This window comes from Capsulimonas sp., from assembly GCF_039929585.1.
Taxonomy (GTDB): domain Bacteria; phylum Armatimonadota; class Armatimonadia; order Armatimonadales; family Capsulimonadaceae; genus Capsulimonas.
In genome coordinates, this window is sequence record NZ_JBDSQY010000203.1 from 1 (window position 1) to 17,281 (window position 17,281).

Annotated in this window: 11 protein-coding genes; 1 reads left to right on the plus strand and 10 read right to left on the minus strand. The window is 60.2% G+C overall.

Annotated elements, in window-relative coordinates; genetic code table 11:
• Window positions 1–47 precede the first annotated feature (47 nt).
• From ABIZ35_RS14705 to ABIZ35_RS14745, 9 genes are all read right to left on the minus strand, one after another.
• A complete protein-coding gene (locus ABIZ35_RS14705) occupies window positions 48–1,574 on the minus strand; it encodes a hypothetical protein (protein WP_348220672.1) in 1,527 nt (508 codons plus the stop codon).
• A 221-nt stretch (window positions 1,575–1,795) separates the two neighbouring features.
• The gene (locus tag ABIZ35_RS14710) at window positions 1,796–3,451 is read right to left on the minus strand and encodes a DHA2 family efflux MFS transporter permease subunit (protein ID WP_348220673.1); all 1,656 of its coding nucleotides are present in this window, start codon (window positions 3,449–3,451) and stop codon (window positions 1,796–1,798) included.
• Window positions 3,452–3,481: 30 nt separating this feature from the next.
• Complete coding sequence (locus ABIZ35_RS14715; RefSeq protein WP_348220674.1) at window positions 3,482–4,138, minus strand: TetR/AcrR family transcriptional regulator; 657 nt, start codon at window positions 4,136–4,138, stop codon at window positions 3,482–3,484.
• A gap of 161 nt (window positions 4,139–4,299) precedes the next feature.
• Complete coding sequence (locus tag ABIZ35_RS14720) at window positions 4,300–6,372, minus strand: zinc ribbon domain-containing protein (RefSeq protein ID WP_348220675.1); 2,073 nt, start codon at window positions 6,370–6,372, stop codon at window positions 4,300–4,302.
• Window positions 6,369–8,486: a hypothetical protein gene (locus tag ABIZ35_RS14725; RefSeq protein ID WP_348220676.1), complete on the minus strand. Its 2,118-nt coding sequence runs from the start codon at window positions 8,484–8,486 to the stop codon at window positions 6,369–6,371. Before ABIZ35_RS14725 ends, ABIZ35_RS14720 begins: the two co-directional genes overlap by 4 nt.
• Window positions 8,483–10,549, minus strand: a complete 2,067-nt coding sequence (locus ABIZ35_RS14730) for an ABC transporter permease (protein ID WP_348220677.1) — start codon at window positions 10,547–10,549, stop codon at window positions 8,483–8,485. Before ABIZ35_RS14730 ends, ABIZ35_RS14725 begins: the two co-directional genes overlap by 4 nt.
• Entirely contained in the window at window positions 10,546–12,669 is a 2,124-nt protein-coding gene (locus tag ABIZ35_RS14735) for a hypothetical protein (protein ID WP_348220678.1), read from the minus strand. The genes ABIZ35_RS14730 and ABIZ35_RS14735 overlap by 4 nt, the downstream gene beginning before the upstream one ends.
• Entirely contained in the window at window positions 12,666–13,592 is a 927-nt protein-coding gene (locus tag ABIZ35_RS14740; RefSeq protein ID WP_348220679.1) for an ABC transporter ATP-binding protein, read from the minus strand. Before ABIZ35_RS14740 ends, ABIZ35_RS14735 begins: the two co-directional genes overlap by 4 nt.
• Window positions 13,585–13,998: a GntR family transcriptional regulator gene (locus tag ABIZ35_RS14745; protein ID WP_348220680.1), complete on the minus strand. Its 414-nt coding sequence runs from the start codon at window positions 13,996–13,998 to the stop codon at window positions 13,585–13,587. Before ABIZ35_RS14745 ends, ABIZ35_RS14740 begins: the two co-directional genes overlap by 8 nt.
• A gap of 179 nt (window positions 13,999–14,177) precedes the next feature.
• Between ABIZ35_RS14745 and ABIZ35_RS14750 the strand changes: the two genes are divergently transcribed.
• A complete protein-coding gene (locus tag ABIZ35_RS14750) occupies window positions 14,178–15,215 on the plus strand; it encodes a trypsin-like peptidase domain-containing protein (protein ID WP_348220681.1) in 1,038 nt (345 codons plus the stop codon).
• An 81-nt stretch (window positions 15,216–15,296) separates the two neighbouring features.
• Here the strand turns inward: ABIZ35_RS14750 and ABIZ35_RS14755 are convergent, their stop codons facing one another.
• Window positions 15,297–17,273, minus strand: coding sequence for a galactosylceramidase (locus ABIZ35_RS14755; RefSeq protein WP_348220682.1), 1,977 nt, complete (start codon window positions 17,271–17,273; stop codon window positions 15,297–15,299).
• Between the last annotated feature and the right edge of the window lie 8 nt (window positions 17,274–17,281).

Here is a 17,281-nt window from a genome sequence, read left to right on the forward strand (position 1 = left end):
CGGATTTGCGGCCAGGAGACCGCGTTTGCGTGCAATCGCCATCGCGGTTAGCCCTCCACGGCCGGCTGCGGGTCCCGCTCGGGCGCAGATGCATCCTGCCGCGACGGCAGCAGCTGAAGGATCGCGAGCAGCACGACGGCGCCGATTACGATCAGCGTTCGCACGCGCCGGGTCGGCTCATCCCACTGGCTCGCAATCGGCGTCATAATCAGCGTCAGCGCGCCGACGGTCAGGCTCCCGATCAGGACACGACCGCGCGATTGTCCAGCGGTGAAGGTCGAAAAGAGCGCCGCCAGCGCCGCGCCGAGCAGCAGCCCGCCGCCCGCGCGCACCGCCAGCACATAGTCGGCGATCAGCACGGGAATGGTCAGCGCCAGCAGCCAGAACGCCGCCGCCAGTCCTGCGGAAATACGCCCGCGCGCCGCGCCGGCTTCGGCGGCGGCGAAGGGCAGGATTGCGCCAAGGCTGAGGGCGAAGAAGTCCCAGGCGTCGGTCACGGCGTTCACATCCAGCGCATCCGAGTTTTGCAGGAGCAGCAGCCGATGCATCACCGCGACGGCGCCGAAAACAAACGCCGGCAGCAGGGACGCCACGCCGGCGAAAGCCGCCGACGCGTCATCCGTCCCGCGCCACGGAACGGCGGCGGCGACCGCCCAGCCCGCGAGCAGCATCAGCGCCACTCCGTAGCCCGCCCAGTAAGCGTAGCTGACGGTCAGCGCCATCGCCAGCAGGGCGAGCGACGGCAGCAGCGTCCGCACGGGAAGCGCCGGGGCGGCCTCGGCGGCGTCTCGCCGCTGGCGGCCGATTGCGAACAAAAGCGCAAAGGTCAGCACGCCCACCCCCAGCAGCTTCAACGGCGTGCGCTCATGCGCCAGCGTCTCGCCCACGGCGACCGTCGCGATCAAATACGGCAGTCCGATCCAAAGAGCGCGCAGTCGGGCTTTGGGAATCAGCATCGCGACGAGCAGCCCAAGGCACATCGCGCCCCCGAGCAGCAGCGGCACATCCGGCCAATACATCTGCTCGATCAGCCGCGCCCGGGTAAACCCGATCTGCACCGCCGCCGAAAGCGTCGCCAGAAACGCCAGCCCCGCGCCGGTCAGCACTCCCGCCCCGGTCTCCTCGGAATCCTCACGCCGCGCCGCCCCGAAGATTACGATGGGGATCACCACACCCAGGATCAGCCCGGTCAGCCCCGACAGCTCCCCATGCGTCAGCCACAGCCGCGCCGCCGCCGTCACCGCCACGCCCCACCCGATCACCAGCGCCGCCGGCGCCCCGCTGTCCGACGCGCGCGCCGCGCGCCCAGCCGTCCCCACAAGCAGCAGCCCGCCGACGGCCCCCAGCAGTACGCCGCGCGCCGCGATATAATCCACGCCCGCCACCGATCCGAGACGCAGGCTCAGCCACGTCGCGACGGCCGTCGCCAGCGCCCAGACGATCAGTGAGGGAATATCCCGGCGCGAACCGCCGGGAGTGACAGGAGAACGAAACGCGCGCAGGCTCGCGGCGGAAAACGCCACGAGCCCGAAAAAGAGCGCGATCCACGGAAAGATCCAGAAGTGCGCCGCCATGGGACCCCCTAGATGGGAAAATGGGAGTTGCAGCCGATCTGCAAGTGGCGGACTATTCGCGGGAGGAGATGGGGAATCCTGCGTGGGTGCGAAGGAATGCTGATAACTTGGGCCGATATAGATCTTGTCGGCTGTAATTACGATCGCCCCCTTTCCCGCCCGAAGGGCCTTTAGCAGGGAAAGAGGGAGGCCGAAGTTTACTTCGGCGGGGAGATGGGGTCTTAATGCGCCGCGCTCGCCCCAGCGCCGGCGCCCTTCTTCGGCCGGCGCAGCAGCAGCACGGCGGGCATGGCGATCAGGAACGTGATCCCGAGCAGGATGAAGGCGTTGTTATACGCCATCGTCATCGCCTGCGCCTGGACCGTGTGGCTGACAAGCGTGAGGGCCGCTGTGTGCGCCGCGTCCGGGCTGAGACCCTTGCTGATCATTCCGGCGGTGATGCCGGCGACGCGCTGGTCGAGGATAACATTGCCCTGGTAGAGACGACCGACCAGATTGTAGCGATGGAACTCAGTCATATTTGTGACATAAGTCGCCAGAAGGGCGATACCGAAGGAGCCTCCGAGCTGTCGCATCAAGTTATACAGCGCGGCGCCCTGGGCGATCTGCGCGCCTTTAAGGCTGGCAAACGCCGTGGTGCTGATCGGAATGAAGACGAGTCCCAGACCTAAGCCGCGAACCAGCAGGCCGATCTGCGTGTCCGACTGGCCGCTTTGGGGCGTCAAATGCCCAAGCATCCACATCGACGCGATATAGACGATCATACCGGTGGCGATCAGAATACGCGGATCGAAGCCTTTGGACAGCAGGCGTCCGCAAATCATCACCGCCACGGCGGTGGCGATACCGCCGGGCAGGAGCGCGAGACCGGTGGCGGTCGGCGTGAATCCGAGGATCGTCTGCACGAATAGCGGGTAGATAAAGACGCCGCCATAGAGACCGAATCCGAGCACCAGACCGAGCACAACCGCCGCCGAGAGGTTCCGATCCTTCAGGACCCGCAGGTCCAGGATCGGCGCTTTGTTGCGCGGCGATAGCTCCCAGTAGATGAACCCGGAGATCGCGAGGACAGCGACAATCGTCAGGCGCACGATCCAGGCGTCATCGAACCACATATACCGTTGGCCCTCCTCCATGACATATTGGAGTGAGCCCATTCCCGCCGCCAGCAGCAAAATCCCTGGGACATCAACAGTATTGACACGTTTTTGGTGGATCGAATCCTGCAGAAACAGACCGACCATCGTCAGACTGGCGAACGCCAGCGGAATATGGATAAAGAACACCGTCCGCCATGAGTAATTGTCGGTAATATAGCCGCCGAGCAGCGGTCCCAGGGTCGGCGTCACGATCAGGCCCAGGCCAAAGAGCGACTGCACCATTGCCGTTTGATTTTTTGGGAAGATCTCGACGATTGTTGACTGCGCCGTGGAGATCAGCGCCGCGCCGCCCGCGCCCTGAATCAGCCGCCAGAAGACGATCTCACCCAGCGATCCCGACAGGCCGCACATAAAGCGCGCGATATTGAAGATGATGATCGACACCATCAGATAACGTTTGCGGCCAAAACGCCCCGAAAGCCACGCCGTCATGGGGAGCACGATCACGTTCGAGAGGATATACGCCGTGCTGACCCACGCGATCTCATCCGTGGAGGCTCCGAGGTTTCCGGCCATCTGCGGCAGCGAGACATTGACGACCGTCGTGTCCAAAATCTCCAGACCCGCCGCCATAATCAGGCCGATCAGGATCCACCACCGGTGCGCGTTGACCTCTGGAGTGACATCGGGATTTGCCTGCTTGGCCGCCGCCCGCGCGGGCGGACCTGACGGCGCTGGCGCGGGTTTGGTTCCGTTTCTGGGGATGGATATTGCCATAGTACACCGATCCGTTGACTAACTTTCGAACTAACTTTTTCGATATGACTTTAAGAACAAACGCACGGCGCTGCGCACAGCCGCCTGCCGCTGCGCCGGATTGAAATCGCCCAAAACGCCCAGCTCCGCCTTGATCACCAGATCGCCTTGCGCCAGGGAGATGAAATGGATCGCCGCTTCTTGGGGATCGTCCAGGACCAATTCGCCCGACTTCGCCCTGGCGTCGAGATACGCGCTGAGCAGCTTTCGCGAGCGGGTCGGCCCTAGGTTCCAATATTGTCGCGCGATGTCGGGAAAGAGAACTGCTTCCGAGATCATGCGCCGCCGGAAGCCCAACGACTGCGGCTCCAGCATCACATCCAGCAAGTTCTCACCAAATGTTTGGAGCGTCGTCTCCAGACCACGATCCGTCAGCAAAACATCCGTAAAGCGCGGCAGCAGTCGGTCCGCCCGAAAGCGCATCACCCCCGAAAACAGTTCGGATTTCGTCGCGTAACGTGCGTAAATTGTATTTTTCGACACGCCCGCGCGGCGCGCGATCTCCCCCATGCTCGCGCCGGCAAATCCCAGCTCCACAAACACCTCGGCGGCGATTGTCAACAGCCGTTCGTGCCGCTCCGCGATCTCATCCGCCGCCGGCCGTCCCGGCGCGTACCGTGTCTGCTCCTGCGTTTCCACCATGGTCATCCCTGCTTCTGGCGCCCAGCGCCGTCAACGATGCGTAAATTATACCGTTATAATAATACGGAACGGTATCGTATTATTAATAGTTCCCCAATTGTTCTCAGAAATCACGGCGCAAATAAAAAAATCCACGCTTCTTCAAGCGTGGATTTTTTATCTATCGATTACGCCGCATGCGCGGCCGTTTCGGAAGTGTCCATGATCTCGGTTCCATCCCGCGCCGGTGGCGGGAACGGCGCGCCGCAATGTTCGCAGCGTTCGTGATCGACAATGCGTTTCATACCGCACGCCGGGCATGAGACACGCGCCGGCCAAGAACGCAGCGCGATCAGCGTCAGCAGGCTAGGCACTCCGAGGATAAAACATGCGAGCGCCCATCCGAAACACGCCCTGCGATTCACGGCGCAGCGGACGCCGATCAGCCAGCCGAATGGCGCGCAGAGCAGCGCGGTAACAAACGCGATGACCATCAATTGATCCCCCACCGACTTATCTGCTCCCGATACGGAATGCGCCGCCAGAGCCACCGCCGGAAGCGGCGTCCCGATCCCAAACCAGGGTGTGTCGGCCGGATGGTGATAGGCAGGCTCGGTGACCTGCGCGCGCTGTGCGATTTTGCCGTTTCCTGCAACTTCCACAACGTCGGCGGTTATCGGCGCTTTGGTCCGATCGGCTGGCCAAAACCAGAAGAAATAGTGGTCCGGGTTCAGCGTGTTTCGATCGACATTCGTAACAATATTACAATCCACGGACAGTCCCGTAAAATCGCGCTTCGTCCACGGCAGCGACGCCAGCAACGAACCATCGCCGCCGAGGACCTGAAGTCCGGCGTTGGTCGTGACAATATAGGCCAGACTCGCGTGCTGCTGTATCTGGTCAGCCCGCGCGATGGACAGAATTTGGGTTCCCTCAGGCTCTTGAAAGAGCAGCTGAAATCTGCGCTGTTCAATCGGCAAAAAACGCCCTGCAGCGTCGAATGACACCATTCGATAGATCCGATGACGAAACGTATATATGTCTAGGACGGGGACCGAGGGGAGCGCCACCGGCTCATCGCGAAATGGCTCCGGCGCACCGGAAGAAACTGGAACATAGCCGTTCAAACCAAATCGCCCCACAAGACGCCTGCTGTCCTGAGAGTACACTTCAACCCAATTCCGCGAGCGTACGTAGAACCATTTGAGGTCCGGCCCGGTCGTCTCCTGATAGGCGGCAATCGGAATGATCTGCGAATGGACATCGCTCACGGAGACGCTTTCGAAAATACTTAAGCTACTAGGATTTGATATTTCTCCCTTGGCCATTCCGGTGCGAGGATCGACAGGATACTGCTTGCCATCAACTCCGGTGGTATCCACCAATCGGTAGTTCATGCTTGTCCCTGGGTTCAGAACGTAATTGCTCTGAACGATGTGGTTCGGCGCAATGACAAAATGGTTTGTCATTGTCGTCGCGCCGGCGGCGGGATACATCGACCGATAGGCGCTGTCAATCGCGGCGACCGCGCCAAGGCTAACGGCAAGTAACACGGCGTAAAGCGTCAGGCGCAGCCCAATCTTTCCAATCACCGGCTGGCGCGCGTCGTCGCCGTCCCCAAGGAAAGCTCCCCAGGCGGCTGCGCCCAATACAAACGCCAGCGGCGGCAGAAAGAACAGAGAGATTCCCTGAGCGATTAAAAAGGCGCACAGAACTGCCAAAATTACAGGTAAGAGCCGACTTCCATACCAATGAGCGGGACGCAGAGCCGTCAACAGCGCTCCAAAGTAAGCGAGGCTGGCGACTGCGATCCCCCGAAACCCCACGCTGCAAAGATCGAGATCGAACGGGGCCGCCAAATGCCCGGGGATCGCCGCCCACACGGCGGCGCCCAGCAATGGCGTCGCCGTCGCCGCGAGAACAAGCGACAATCCCGCAAGCGCCTTCCCCCAAAACAGCACGCCGCGCGAGGCCGGACGGTGAATCAGAAACGCCCATTGGTCCCGGCGCTGTTCCGAAAAGATCTGGATGAAGGCAATTCCAACGGCGACAACCAGCGGCCCCACCGCCATCACCGTATGAATTCCCTCCCAATATCCTGTAAAGTCCTTGGTGACATAGCGAAGCGTCTGGTACTTTTGTGTCACGTTATAGAGGACGCCAAGCGACAGCCCCAGCGCCGCCAGCAGAGCCCATCCGGCGTTCTCCCGCCACTCTTTCCAGACAATCGCGCGAATTGCGCGCCACATAGAACCGTTCATGCCGCCTCCGTATGCAGTATTAACGTCGGAGATTCAAAGATCTCCGTCCCATCGCGCTTGGCCTCCGGGAACGCCGCGCCGCAATGCTCGCACTGGGTATGAGTCACGATACGCCGCTTGCCACAAGCCGAACACACAACACGCGCCGGCCAGGGCCGCATCGCCAGTAAGGTAAATAAGCCAGGCAAACCGATCAGGACAAACGACAACGCCCAGCCCAAGCAATCTCGCCAAGCCAATCCACAGCGCCTCGTCACGAGCCAAGTAAGAACACCGGCGCAAAGCCCAGCCACAAAACTAATCCAGATGAAGCTTGTCCACGCCACGCGATGATATTGGATGTCGCTCCAGAAACCGAGCGCGCTGGGATTCTGCCGAAGAACAAGCACATACTCGCCAACAGCTCCGACAATGGCGACAAAGGGTGGGACGACGATACCGGCAAATCGTGAATCTTCGTACCGGGCCTGTTCGCCAGGAGAGATCGGCGGCAAAGCGACACGCTTCAGCACTTCTCCCGTCGGCGAAATCTCCGTCACCTGGATCGTTTTCCCGTTGATCAGACCATGGGCGCCCGGGACATACCAGAACAGGTATTTGTGATCCTCCGTCACGTTTAATCTCACCGTATCGTAATCAGGCAAAGAATATTCTCGCGGAGTTACAAACAGAGTTTGCCCGTGCGAAGATATCAGGGCAAAATGCGCCGTGGTGCTGATGAGATAAGAAGTGTCCCAGTAGCCAGAAATCCGCTTCACCTCATTGACGCTCACAATCCGTTCGTTGCCGCCGGAGAACAATGGCGCGACTTTGAGAGCGTTCCAATGGATTGCATAAACCTGGGATCCAAATACGTACGACACGGGGGCGCCTTTCCATCCTGCTCCCCATCCAAAATCGCTAACCTTCTGCTGATCAACCTGGCTTAAGTCCTCGGAAAAGACATTGTCGTTATTCGCGGCGGCTCCCGGAGTAAACCCTCTTGGCCCCATCACCCCAATCATCTGCTTCGTGCGGGCGGAATAACCCGCGAAATTGCGATGCTCTCGGAGATAGTACCAATGCACCATTCCGTATTGCTCACTGACCGCATTCGCGGCCAACACGACGCCGGAGTGGGGAGCGCCGCTCAGTTCACTCGCCTCCTCCAGCCAGGGAGAGACGATCGGGTAAGAAGAATGCGCCACATCGCTCCAAGTATAACGGGTCCGTTTCGCGCCGGCTTCCGCCGCCGTTACGCGGACATATCTCCGCGAGTTGTATTGCTCACGCACGATCTGCCCGTCATACGCGAGGCCATATTCGGTGTAAGTTCTTTGCGCCGAAATCTGTCCGTCCCAAGCCGACTGAACAATCAAATAAGGGATCACGCAAACCAGCAGCACCCCGACATACATAACAACGGAGCCGCTGGCGCGGGCTGCCCAGTGCTGGAGCCGGGCCTCCTCGCGATGAACCACGCCGCCCCATGCGGCCAGAGCCGTGACGATCGACAGAAGACAGATCCCGCACAAGACATACGAATGGCTAAGTCCATCCACACTGACCAATAAGAAGCCTGTCAGTAACCCCATGATGATCGGCAGCATGCGCCCGCCGTACCATCGGTTTGGCCGCAGGGCTGTCAATAGAGACGCAAAATAAAGGGGGATGCTGGCCAAAATCTGCGTGGCCGCCGTCCACGTCACCCCCCAGTCGAAAGGCGCCGCCAGATGACCTGGCTGCCGCGCCCAAAGCGCAGCGGCCAGCAATGGAGCCGCCGTCGCGGTGAACAATAACGCAATCCCGGCGGCCGCTTTGCCTGCAAACAGCACACCTCTGGAGCAGGGCAAGTGCAGCAAAAAAGCCCACCGGTCCCGGCGCAGTTCCGGCAGAACTTGCAGCATCCCGAGCATAATCGCGATCAGGCGTGGCGCGACGTAATAAATCATTTCCACGCCACTCCAGAAGTCGGTGAAAGACTTGGGGCGATAATCCAATATTCCCAGACGCACCGTCACGAAGTAACAAAGAGCGATGCAGACACTCACGAAAGCCAGAAGCGCCCACTTGGCGTGCTCTCGCCATTCTTTCCAAAAAATCGCGCGAAACGCGCGCCAATTGCCTGCGTTCATGCGGCCTCCGTATGCATTACCAAAGCGGGAGATTCAAATATCTCCGTCCCATCACGCGCCGGCTCCAAAAACGCCGCGCCGCAATGCTCGCAGGGCTCCTGTGTGACGGCGCGCTTCTTGCCGCATTGCGAACAAATAACGAGCGCCGGCCAGCGATAGATCGACAGGATCGTCATCAGCGCCGGCATACCGAGAAAGGCGCCGGCCAGTGCGCTGATGCCCCGCGCTCGGATTGGCAGTCCAGAGCGACGAGCCGCAAGCCAGCAGAGGGTCGCCCAGGTGAGGCCAGCGACCAAAGCCACGTTGACGGAAGCGAAAGTGACGAGACCGAGAATATGTGACGCCTCCATAATCACCAGGATTACGGGAACAAAAGCGGCGTAGAGTGAGCTGCCCCAATCCGTCGGAAGGCTCGGCGCGTAGAGCGGCGGCAGTGGTTGAATTTGCAGCAGCCGTCCGTCGGCGGTATATTCGGCGACACGATCCGGCTGCCCCTCGCTTGGGCAAAGCCACATCAAGTAATGCTCGGCGTTTCGGCTACGCGGCGCGGCTCCAGTCGTTCGCGGGAGCGCCGTAAAACCCGCGCTCCATCCCGGCGAGGTCGGAGCCGAGAAGCGCAAATTCCCTTTCGAATCGAAGATATCGACGCTGTGGTCCGTAGTAACAAAATATTCATTCTCGTGAAATGGGCTGGAAACCAGAGACCGAATATCTTCCTTAAGCGGCGCCGAAAGAAGCGGCGACACATGCAGTTGACCGAGGGCGGGAGCCCAGCCGCCGGTATTCTCGGAAGTCAGACGATAGATCTGAGGTCCGAACACCCAGAACACATTATCCGAGGAATCGATCGCCGAAAGCGTCGAGTAGGGACTCGGAAACGGCGAAGGCTGCCCGCCGCCGGCGGCAACCGCGCCGCTCGGTCCGATCTCACCGATCAGATGGCTATCCTTCGTCGAGTACATCGCCACCCGATGTCGCGAGGCAATGTAGAACCACGCGTAATCGCCAATTCCAACGCGCGGAGTAAAGGTTACGTCGTACACGTAGCGCTGCGGCTCCGCATATCGTCTCGTCATACTGGAATTGGCGATCGAGTTAAAAGAAAGGATTTGCGGAAAATTGAGGTCCGCGTAACTAGCATGCAGCGGGTGACCGGCCACGTCGCGCACTTCCTGCAAATAGGACCCGCCAGCCGGTTGGTGAACTTGTGTCACCCGAACGATTTGCCCGGTTTTCAGAGCCGCGTAAAGCTCGATGCGGATCGGATCACGCGCCAGAGAAACCGACGACAACAGGTTCCCAGGCATTACCAGGACCACGGCGCACGCGGTCAATGCGCCGAAAAAGACGATTAAGATCGTGCTAACGCGTCCCGCCTTCGATGGCGATGCTTCGTTGTCCGATGCTGAAAAAGCGCTCAGTGCGGCGATTGCCAGCGGGGCAATCGCCAGCGGCAGCAGCGCTATCGTCTGCCAAAACTCCTGAGGGATCGTATCAATCGCGAACGCCAGGCAGTATCCGGTCGCCAGCGGCAGCAGGCGGCTTCCGTACCAGGGGACGGAGCGAAGCGCCACGATCAGCGCGGCGAAGTAAATGATGGCGCCGCACGCAATCGCCGCGAACCCCGCAAGCATTAAGCGTGGATCGAACGGCCCAGCGACATGCCCTGGCGCCGCCGCCCACGCCGACACGGCAAGGAGAGGGACAGCCATCGCCAGCGCATAAAGCGAGAGACCGGCGCACGCCTTGCCCCAGAAGATCCATGCGCGCGGCGTTGGCCGATGCATCAGGAACGCCCATTGGTCCCGGCGTCGCTCTGGAAAGATCTGAAGCATCCCCAGCAGCAGCGCCGTCAGCGCGCTCCCCAGCACAACGTCTCCATTGACCGAACGCCAAAAGTCGTAAAATGGCTTCGCCTTGTAGTGATAGCCTTGACCGGGCTGCGCCGCCATGATCACAATCGACAGCAGCAACCCCACCGCCGCCAGCGCCGCCCATTTGGCGTTCTCGCGGCACTCTTTCCAGAACATCGCGCGAAACGCGCGAAAGTTACTTGCGTTCATGCAGCCTCCGTATGCGTCATCACCAAGCCAGATGTCTCGTAAATCTCCGTTCCATCACGCGCTGGTGCCGAGAACGCCGCGCCGCAATGATCACAGCGATCCTGTATAACCACACGTTTCTTGCCGCATTGCGGACAATCGATACGCGACGGCCATCGATACAGCGAGAGAATCGTCAGCAGGAAAGGCAGGCCAAGAAACAGTCCCGCGAGAGCCCCAGCAATGCGAGTGCGACCCTGGAAACCGCCGCGCTTGAGGACCAGCCACGATAGAGACGCCCAAATAGCGGAAAAGCCCAGTGGACCGGCCTTCAGCAGCGCCAAGGGCGCGCTTTGGAGAAAGAGGGCCGCCAGAAACATCGAGATCATAGGCGCTACGGAAGCTGACAATTTTGACGATGCCGCAATCGTTATGGATGGAGGTAGTGACGGTAGTATTTCACGCTGCATGACCTTGCCGTGAGGCGAATATTCCGTCACCGTCCCCTGCAATCCCGTCGCGATCCGATTGGGAAATATCCAAAAAAAGTAACGGGTGTCATTGCCGCCGTGAACGGCGTCGCCATGCGCGCCTGGCAAATCCACCACGGAGACTTTATTGCCATCAGGGACAGGAACGGAAAAAAGCACCTGTCCCTTGGGGGCGACAACATGGACGGCATGCGCCGTACAAACATAGTAAACGTATTGCGTATCGTCCGCAGGACCGTCAAAACTACGAGATGGCGTTACCGAGACAATCGCTTCCGGCAATGGCTTATGAAACAGCGGGATCCAGGCCAACCGAGCACGGGGATCGAAATCTCCACTGGAAATATCCGTGTTCAATCGATAAATCTGCCGGCTAAAGACATAAGGAGTATTGGTCAGCCCTGAACTGACGGGCAAAGAAACAGGACTGCCGAGAAACTGGGCCGTCCCCAAGGTATCAGAGGACTGAGAGTCAACTGGCCCAATTTCGCGAACGACTCGACGTGTCTTGGTGGAATAGAGGACGATTCGGCGCCGGGGAGCGATGTAGAACCACCGAAACCGGGGCGAACTGGCGCGCAGTGGCTGCACGATTTCCTGTGCGTAACGCTGCGGCTGCATGTACGATACGTTCCATGCATTCGGCGCGTATTGAGTTCCGGTCAGCATGAGCGACGTTGGCGTCTTCAGGGCATCGGGATAGTAGGGCACAAAACGGCCACTCAGGTCGTGAAGCTCCGATATTTGCTGCGGGGTAACATAACGACCGCCAACAATACGTACGGGGAACGATGTCGCTCGAACGAAGCGGCCCGAAGTCAGAACCCCATAATCCTGTGTCGCTTCAGAGTAGTATGAGCCTTGTCGTTGGACATCGCTATAAAACCCAACCGCAATCGCGAACACGGCAAATAACACGACCGAGCAGCCCGCAAACATCGTCAGCGCCAATCCTGCCCGTCCGGCATAAGAGCGCCGCGCTTCGGCGCTCTCCGCGACGAAACTGGCCCAGGCCGCCAGCGCCAGGGGAACGACAGTGAACGGCAGCACCGCCATCGTCCACCAAAATTCGTTCGTCAACCCCAATGGAAAATACCCCAGCGCACCAGCAAGCAGAGGCAAAATGCGGCTCCCATGCCAGCGAGCGGGACGCAGCGCGACGATCAGCGCAGCGAAATAAATATTCACTCCGCATAAGATGGTCGCGACGCCGGGAAGCATCAGACGCGGATCGAACGGCGCGGCCATATTCCCAGGCACGGCCGCCCAGATCGAAACGGCGACCAATGGACACCCGACAGCGAGCAAATAGAGCGCAAGGCCAGCGCATGCTTTCCCCCAGAACAGCACAGCGCGCGAGGCCGGCCGGTGCATCAGGAACGCCCATTGATCGCGCCGCCGCTCCGGCAGGATTTGCAGCATCCCCAGCAGCAGCGCCGTCAAGACCGAGCCAAACCCAATCACGGTATAGACCGCATTCCAAAATTCGTCATATGGCTTTACCTGATATGGTAAGACTTGATTGGACTTAGCCGCCCCAACGACTAGCGCCAGCAGCAACCCCACCGCCGCCAGCGCCGCCCATTTGGCGTTCTCACGGCATTCTTTCCAAAACATCGCGCAAAACGCGCGAAAGTTTCCTGCGTTCACGCCACATCCTCCGCATCCGGGATAAAGAACGACTGCTCGCCCCGGTCGCCTAGATAGCTGATAAAGGCGTCTTCCAAACCCAGCGGCATCGGGTCGATGCTCTTGGGATTCAGCGACTTCAAAATCCGATCCGTGTCAGGCGACATATTCGCGATGGTCAGCACCATCTCGTTCTCCGTGCGGAACGAGTGCAGCAGGCCGGGAATGGCGGGCGGCGGCGGCGGTGTCCCGGGGAACTTGAGCGAAACTTGTCGAACTCGATCCTGAAAGGTCTCTAAACTGCAATTGGCGCGCAGGACACTTCGGTCGAGAATGGCGATATGGTCGGCGACGCGTTCGACGTCCGAAAGCAAGTGCGACGAGAAGAGAATGGTCCGGTCGGCGCGGCGCGTCACATACAGCATCGATTGAAGCAGGCTGCGACGGGCGACAGGGTCCAGACCGAGCGCGGGATCGTCCAGGATGAGCAGTTCAGGTTCGGGCGCCAGGGTCAAGGCGAGGCAGAGGCCAGCGCGTTCGCCGCGTGACAGTCCCTTCGCCTTGGTCTTGGGGTTCAGGCCGAAGTGATCCACGACCCCGTTGTAAACGCCCCAATTCCAATTTTGATAAAATCGGGACTGCCACTCGCCGCACTCTTTGACGGTCATCCATCCGTACACATGATGCCCTTCGGCGAGATAACCGACGCGAGCGCGCAGTTCCGGAGTGAGACTTCGGCTGTCCTGGCCGAGCACCGTCGCCGACCCGCGTGTCGGCTCGACCAATCCCAGCATCATGCGAATGGTCGTGCTCTTGCCGGCGCCGTTACGCCCGAGAAATCCAAAGATAGACCCGCGCGGCACGGCGAGATCCAACGGCGACACCACCTCGCGCGTCCCGTAATATTTGGTCAACCCATGCGTTTCGATCACAAAGTCATTCATGCGTAACCTCCCGAGGCGTCTCCGGCATGGCTTCACTGAGCCGCCGCTCTAAGTAATCGATAATTTCGGCCGTCGTAAATCCCAGCATCCGAACATCGTGCAGAAAAACGTCGCCCGCCTGCTCCAATCGCCGCCGGCGCTCGGCGTCCGAGAACACCTGACGCCGCTCGGCGACAAATACCCCTTTGCCCCGCTGCGACTCGAGCACGCCGTCCCGCACCAGATCGTTATAAGCCCGCGCAACGGTATTGGGGTTGACGACCAGCCGCTCCGCCAGAGCGCGCACGCTCGGCAGCTGATCGCCCGGCTGGGCCGCGCCCGACTCCACGGCCTTGCCGATCTGATCGACAATCTGCCAGTAGATCGGCGTGCTGCTTCCAGTTGCTATTTGTATTTCGAGGGACAACGGCGCTCCTTCATACTGTACTAGTTCAGTTAATACAGTTTATACACTTTTCAGGAATCTGTCAAGGGGTAATTTTCACGTGGAACGATAGAAAGGACCCGAGTGTTTTATCAATACACATCGACTTCGGGCTTCGGCATGCGCCGGAGCCCGCTTCTTCCATCTGGAGGAGATTTAAAATGACATCGACGATTGACGCCCGTCTGGACTTAGAATGGGTCCTAAATGACGAGGCGCATCTTATTGACGCAGAGAGAACGAGCGTCTCGAAGGACATTCCCGTTTCGGATGGGGAGCTGTTTGACGCGTATTCGCAGGCGGTGATGCACGCCGTGGAGACGGTGACGCCAAGCGTCGTCTTTATCCGCGCCGCCTTCATGCGCAGCGGGCAGGCAGGACAGGGCAGCGGTTCGGGGTTTATCTTCACGCCGGATGGCTATTTGCTGACCAACAGTCACGTCGTTCATGGCGCGACAAACTTAGAAGCGACGCTCGCCGATGGGCGTACATTCCCCGCGGAATTAGTGGGAGACGATCCGGAAACGGACCTTGCGGTATTAAGAATCGACGCGCCGAACTTGGTGGCGGCGCGCCTGGGGGATTCGCAGCAGGTAAGGGCGGGACAGCTCGTGATCGCCATCGGCAACCCGTATGGGTTCCAATGCTCGGTGACGGCGGGCGTGGTGAGCGCACTCGGACGCTCCTTGCGCGCCAATTCGGGCCGACTAATCGACAATGTGATCCAAACCGACGCGGCCTTAAATCCTGGTAACTCGGGCGGGCCGCTGGTCACGTCGCGCGGTGAAGTCGTCGGCGTGAACACGGCGATCATCGCCTCGGCGCAGGGCATCTGCTTCAGCACGGCGATCAATACCGCGATCTACGTCGCAAGCCAGCTGATCCAGCACGGCAAGGTCCAGCGCAGCCTGATCGGCGTCTCCGGCCAGGACACGCCCCTGCCCCGCCGGCTGGTCCGCTATCACAATCTGGCCGAAGACAGCGGCGTCCTGGTGCTTGATGTCCAGGACGGCGGCCCCGCCGCCGAGGCCGGCCTGCGCCCAGGCGACGTGATTGTTGCTTTCGGAGAAAAGGCGGTGACGGGATTGGATGATCTGCATCGTCGTCTGACGGACAAACAGGCGGGCGTTCCCGTCGGGATCACTCTGCTACGCGGCGCGATGAAACGAGTGCTGACGGTAGTTCCGACGGCGGGATAGTGATAGCCTAAAAATCGACCGGCTCGTGAGACAAGAAGATCTCGCGAGCCGGTCGATTTTTAGGCCGTTATCTTAAACCACTTACCGCGCGAGGCCGGCCATGGCGGTTTGCGATCCGCTGGGCTCGACTTTCAGGTTGGCGAACTGGGCGAAATTCCATCCTGTTCCCAGTCCGACCAATCCGCCGGGATATGTCGTGTCGGTGACCGTGGCGACGGCCTTGCCGTCCACGGAGGCTGTGATTTGCGAGCCCTGGAAACCGAGCTGCAGGCGATGCCATCGATCGGCGCTGAAGGACGTATCGCCGTGGGCGATTACCGTCTGGAAGCTGCTCAGCTCCCAGGCGCCGCTGTCCTGGATGCGGAACGTATAACCAGGAGGATCAAACTTGTTATCGTTTGGGATCACGCCAATCCGACCGTGGATCGCCACGGCTCCCGCCTTCTCGATGTATGCGTCGGCGCTGACCATGTAGTCCTTCCAGTCGGTCGATCCCAGGAACGTCAGCGGCAGATAGGCGCCGCCCCAGCCGCTCGCGGAGTTGGTCGCCATTTGCCGCAGGACCTTCGGATGCCCCGCCCCTCCCTTCGCAATCTCAAACGCGCCATGGTAATCGAAATGGTAGCGAGCCTGGGCGCCGACGCGATAGCTCTGATAGTTGTCCTGGTACGGCAGTTTTAGCGGCGCGTCCGCCGGCGATGCGGGAAAGCTCCCCTTGCGCTGGCCTTTCGTCGTGGTGATGGAATATACGCAGTTGGGTTCCAGCGAGATCGTGACGGCGCCATTCGCCGGAGTCAAGTCGCCCGAATGCACGAACTGCGCGTCCGCCGTGCTTTTCCAGAGATGGAGCGTCTTGGACGGCATCCCGTGCATCAGCTTGAACTGGACAAGCTGGGGGCCGGGAGCGTCCTTGGTTTCGACGATCAGGCTGTAGTCGCGGCCGTTCGGAGATTTCAGGGCTGTGTAGGTTCCGCCGGCGGGCAATTCGCCGTTCCCGCCGTTTTCCAGGAAGAGCCATCCGGGCTTGACGAACTGGTTGATATGGGCATATCCCCAGAGCACCGGAAGCACTTCATAGTGTCCGCTCCACGGCGAGTTCGCCCGCATCATACCGACGTCCTGGTAAGAAGAAACGGGATAGTACGACCAGATCAGATTCCAGACCATGTTCTTGGTGATCTTGGCCCGGATGTAATTGCGGTTGAACGCCTGGATCAGGGAGATTTCCGATTCGAATCCGGGATAGTAATTGTGAAGCTCCGTATCCCAGAACGGCTTGCCCAGCTTTTGGATCGCTTCCGTCGGCAGCGGCGGATTCTCGGACCAGGTAATATGCCCCCCGAAGACATCGATCGCCTTGCTGAGTTCCGGGTCCGTCGTGGACGCCTCTGCGACCTTGATCCAGTACGGCCCCCAATCGTCGGACGCCACGAGCTTGACCTGAGACAATCCGTTGGCGTCAAGCGCCTTGCGGAAGCCGATGTACCAGTCCCGGTCGTAGCCGCGCTCGTTCTTGCCGCCGACGCTGACGATGTCCAATCCATGATACTTCTTCGCGCCCTTGATGAACTTGATGTAGTAGTCCATCATATCGGTCGACCAGAAATTTCCATTCCCGACCCATCCCGGCGCGCCCCAGGCCAAACAGTCAAGCGTGATCTGCGGATTGCGCGCCTTGGCCTGCTCCATCAGCCACCACTCGAAGCCGCGAGAGTAGTTCTCATCCCCGCGCGTGTGCATATGACTGAGCTCGGAGCCCTCGGTGGAGTTGACGTCACCGCCGACTTCCACTTTAAACTCGCTCAAGGACGCCCCAAAGCCTGGCTTGAACAGATAGTCGAGGATCTGCTTCTTCTGTGCCTCGGGGTAATCGGGCAGCAGGCGACTCGTATTGCCGCCGCCGCTCACGGCGCCCAGCCCTTCGAAGGGACGACCGACAGCCGCGCCATCCAGATCGATCGTCGCCACCGGCGCAGCGTACGCCTGGCGGGCGTCGCCCATGGCTGAGAATATCAACGCGGCCAAGGCGGCGTAAGTTCGTATCCGAAAGCGGTTCAATAGTTTCT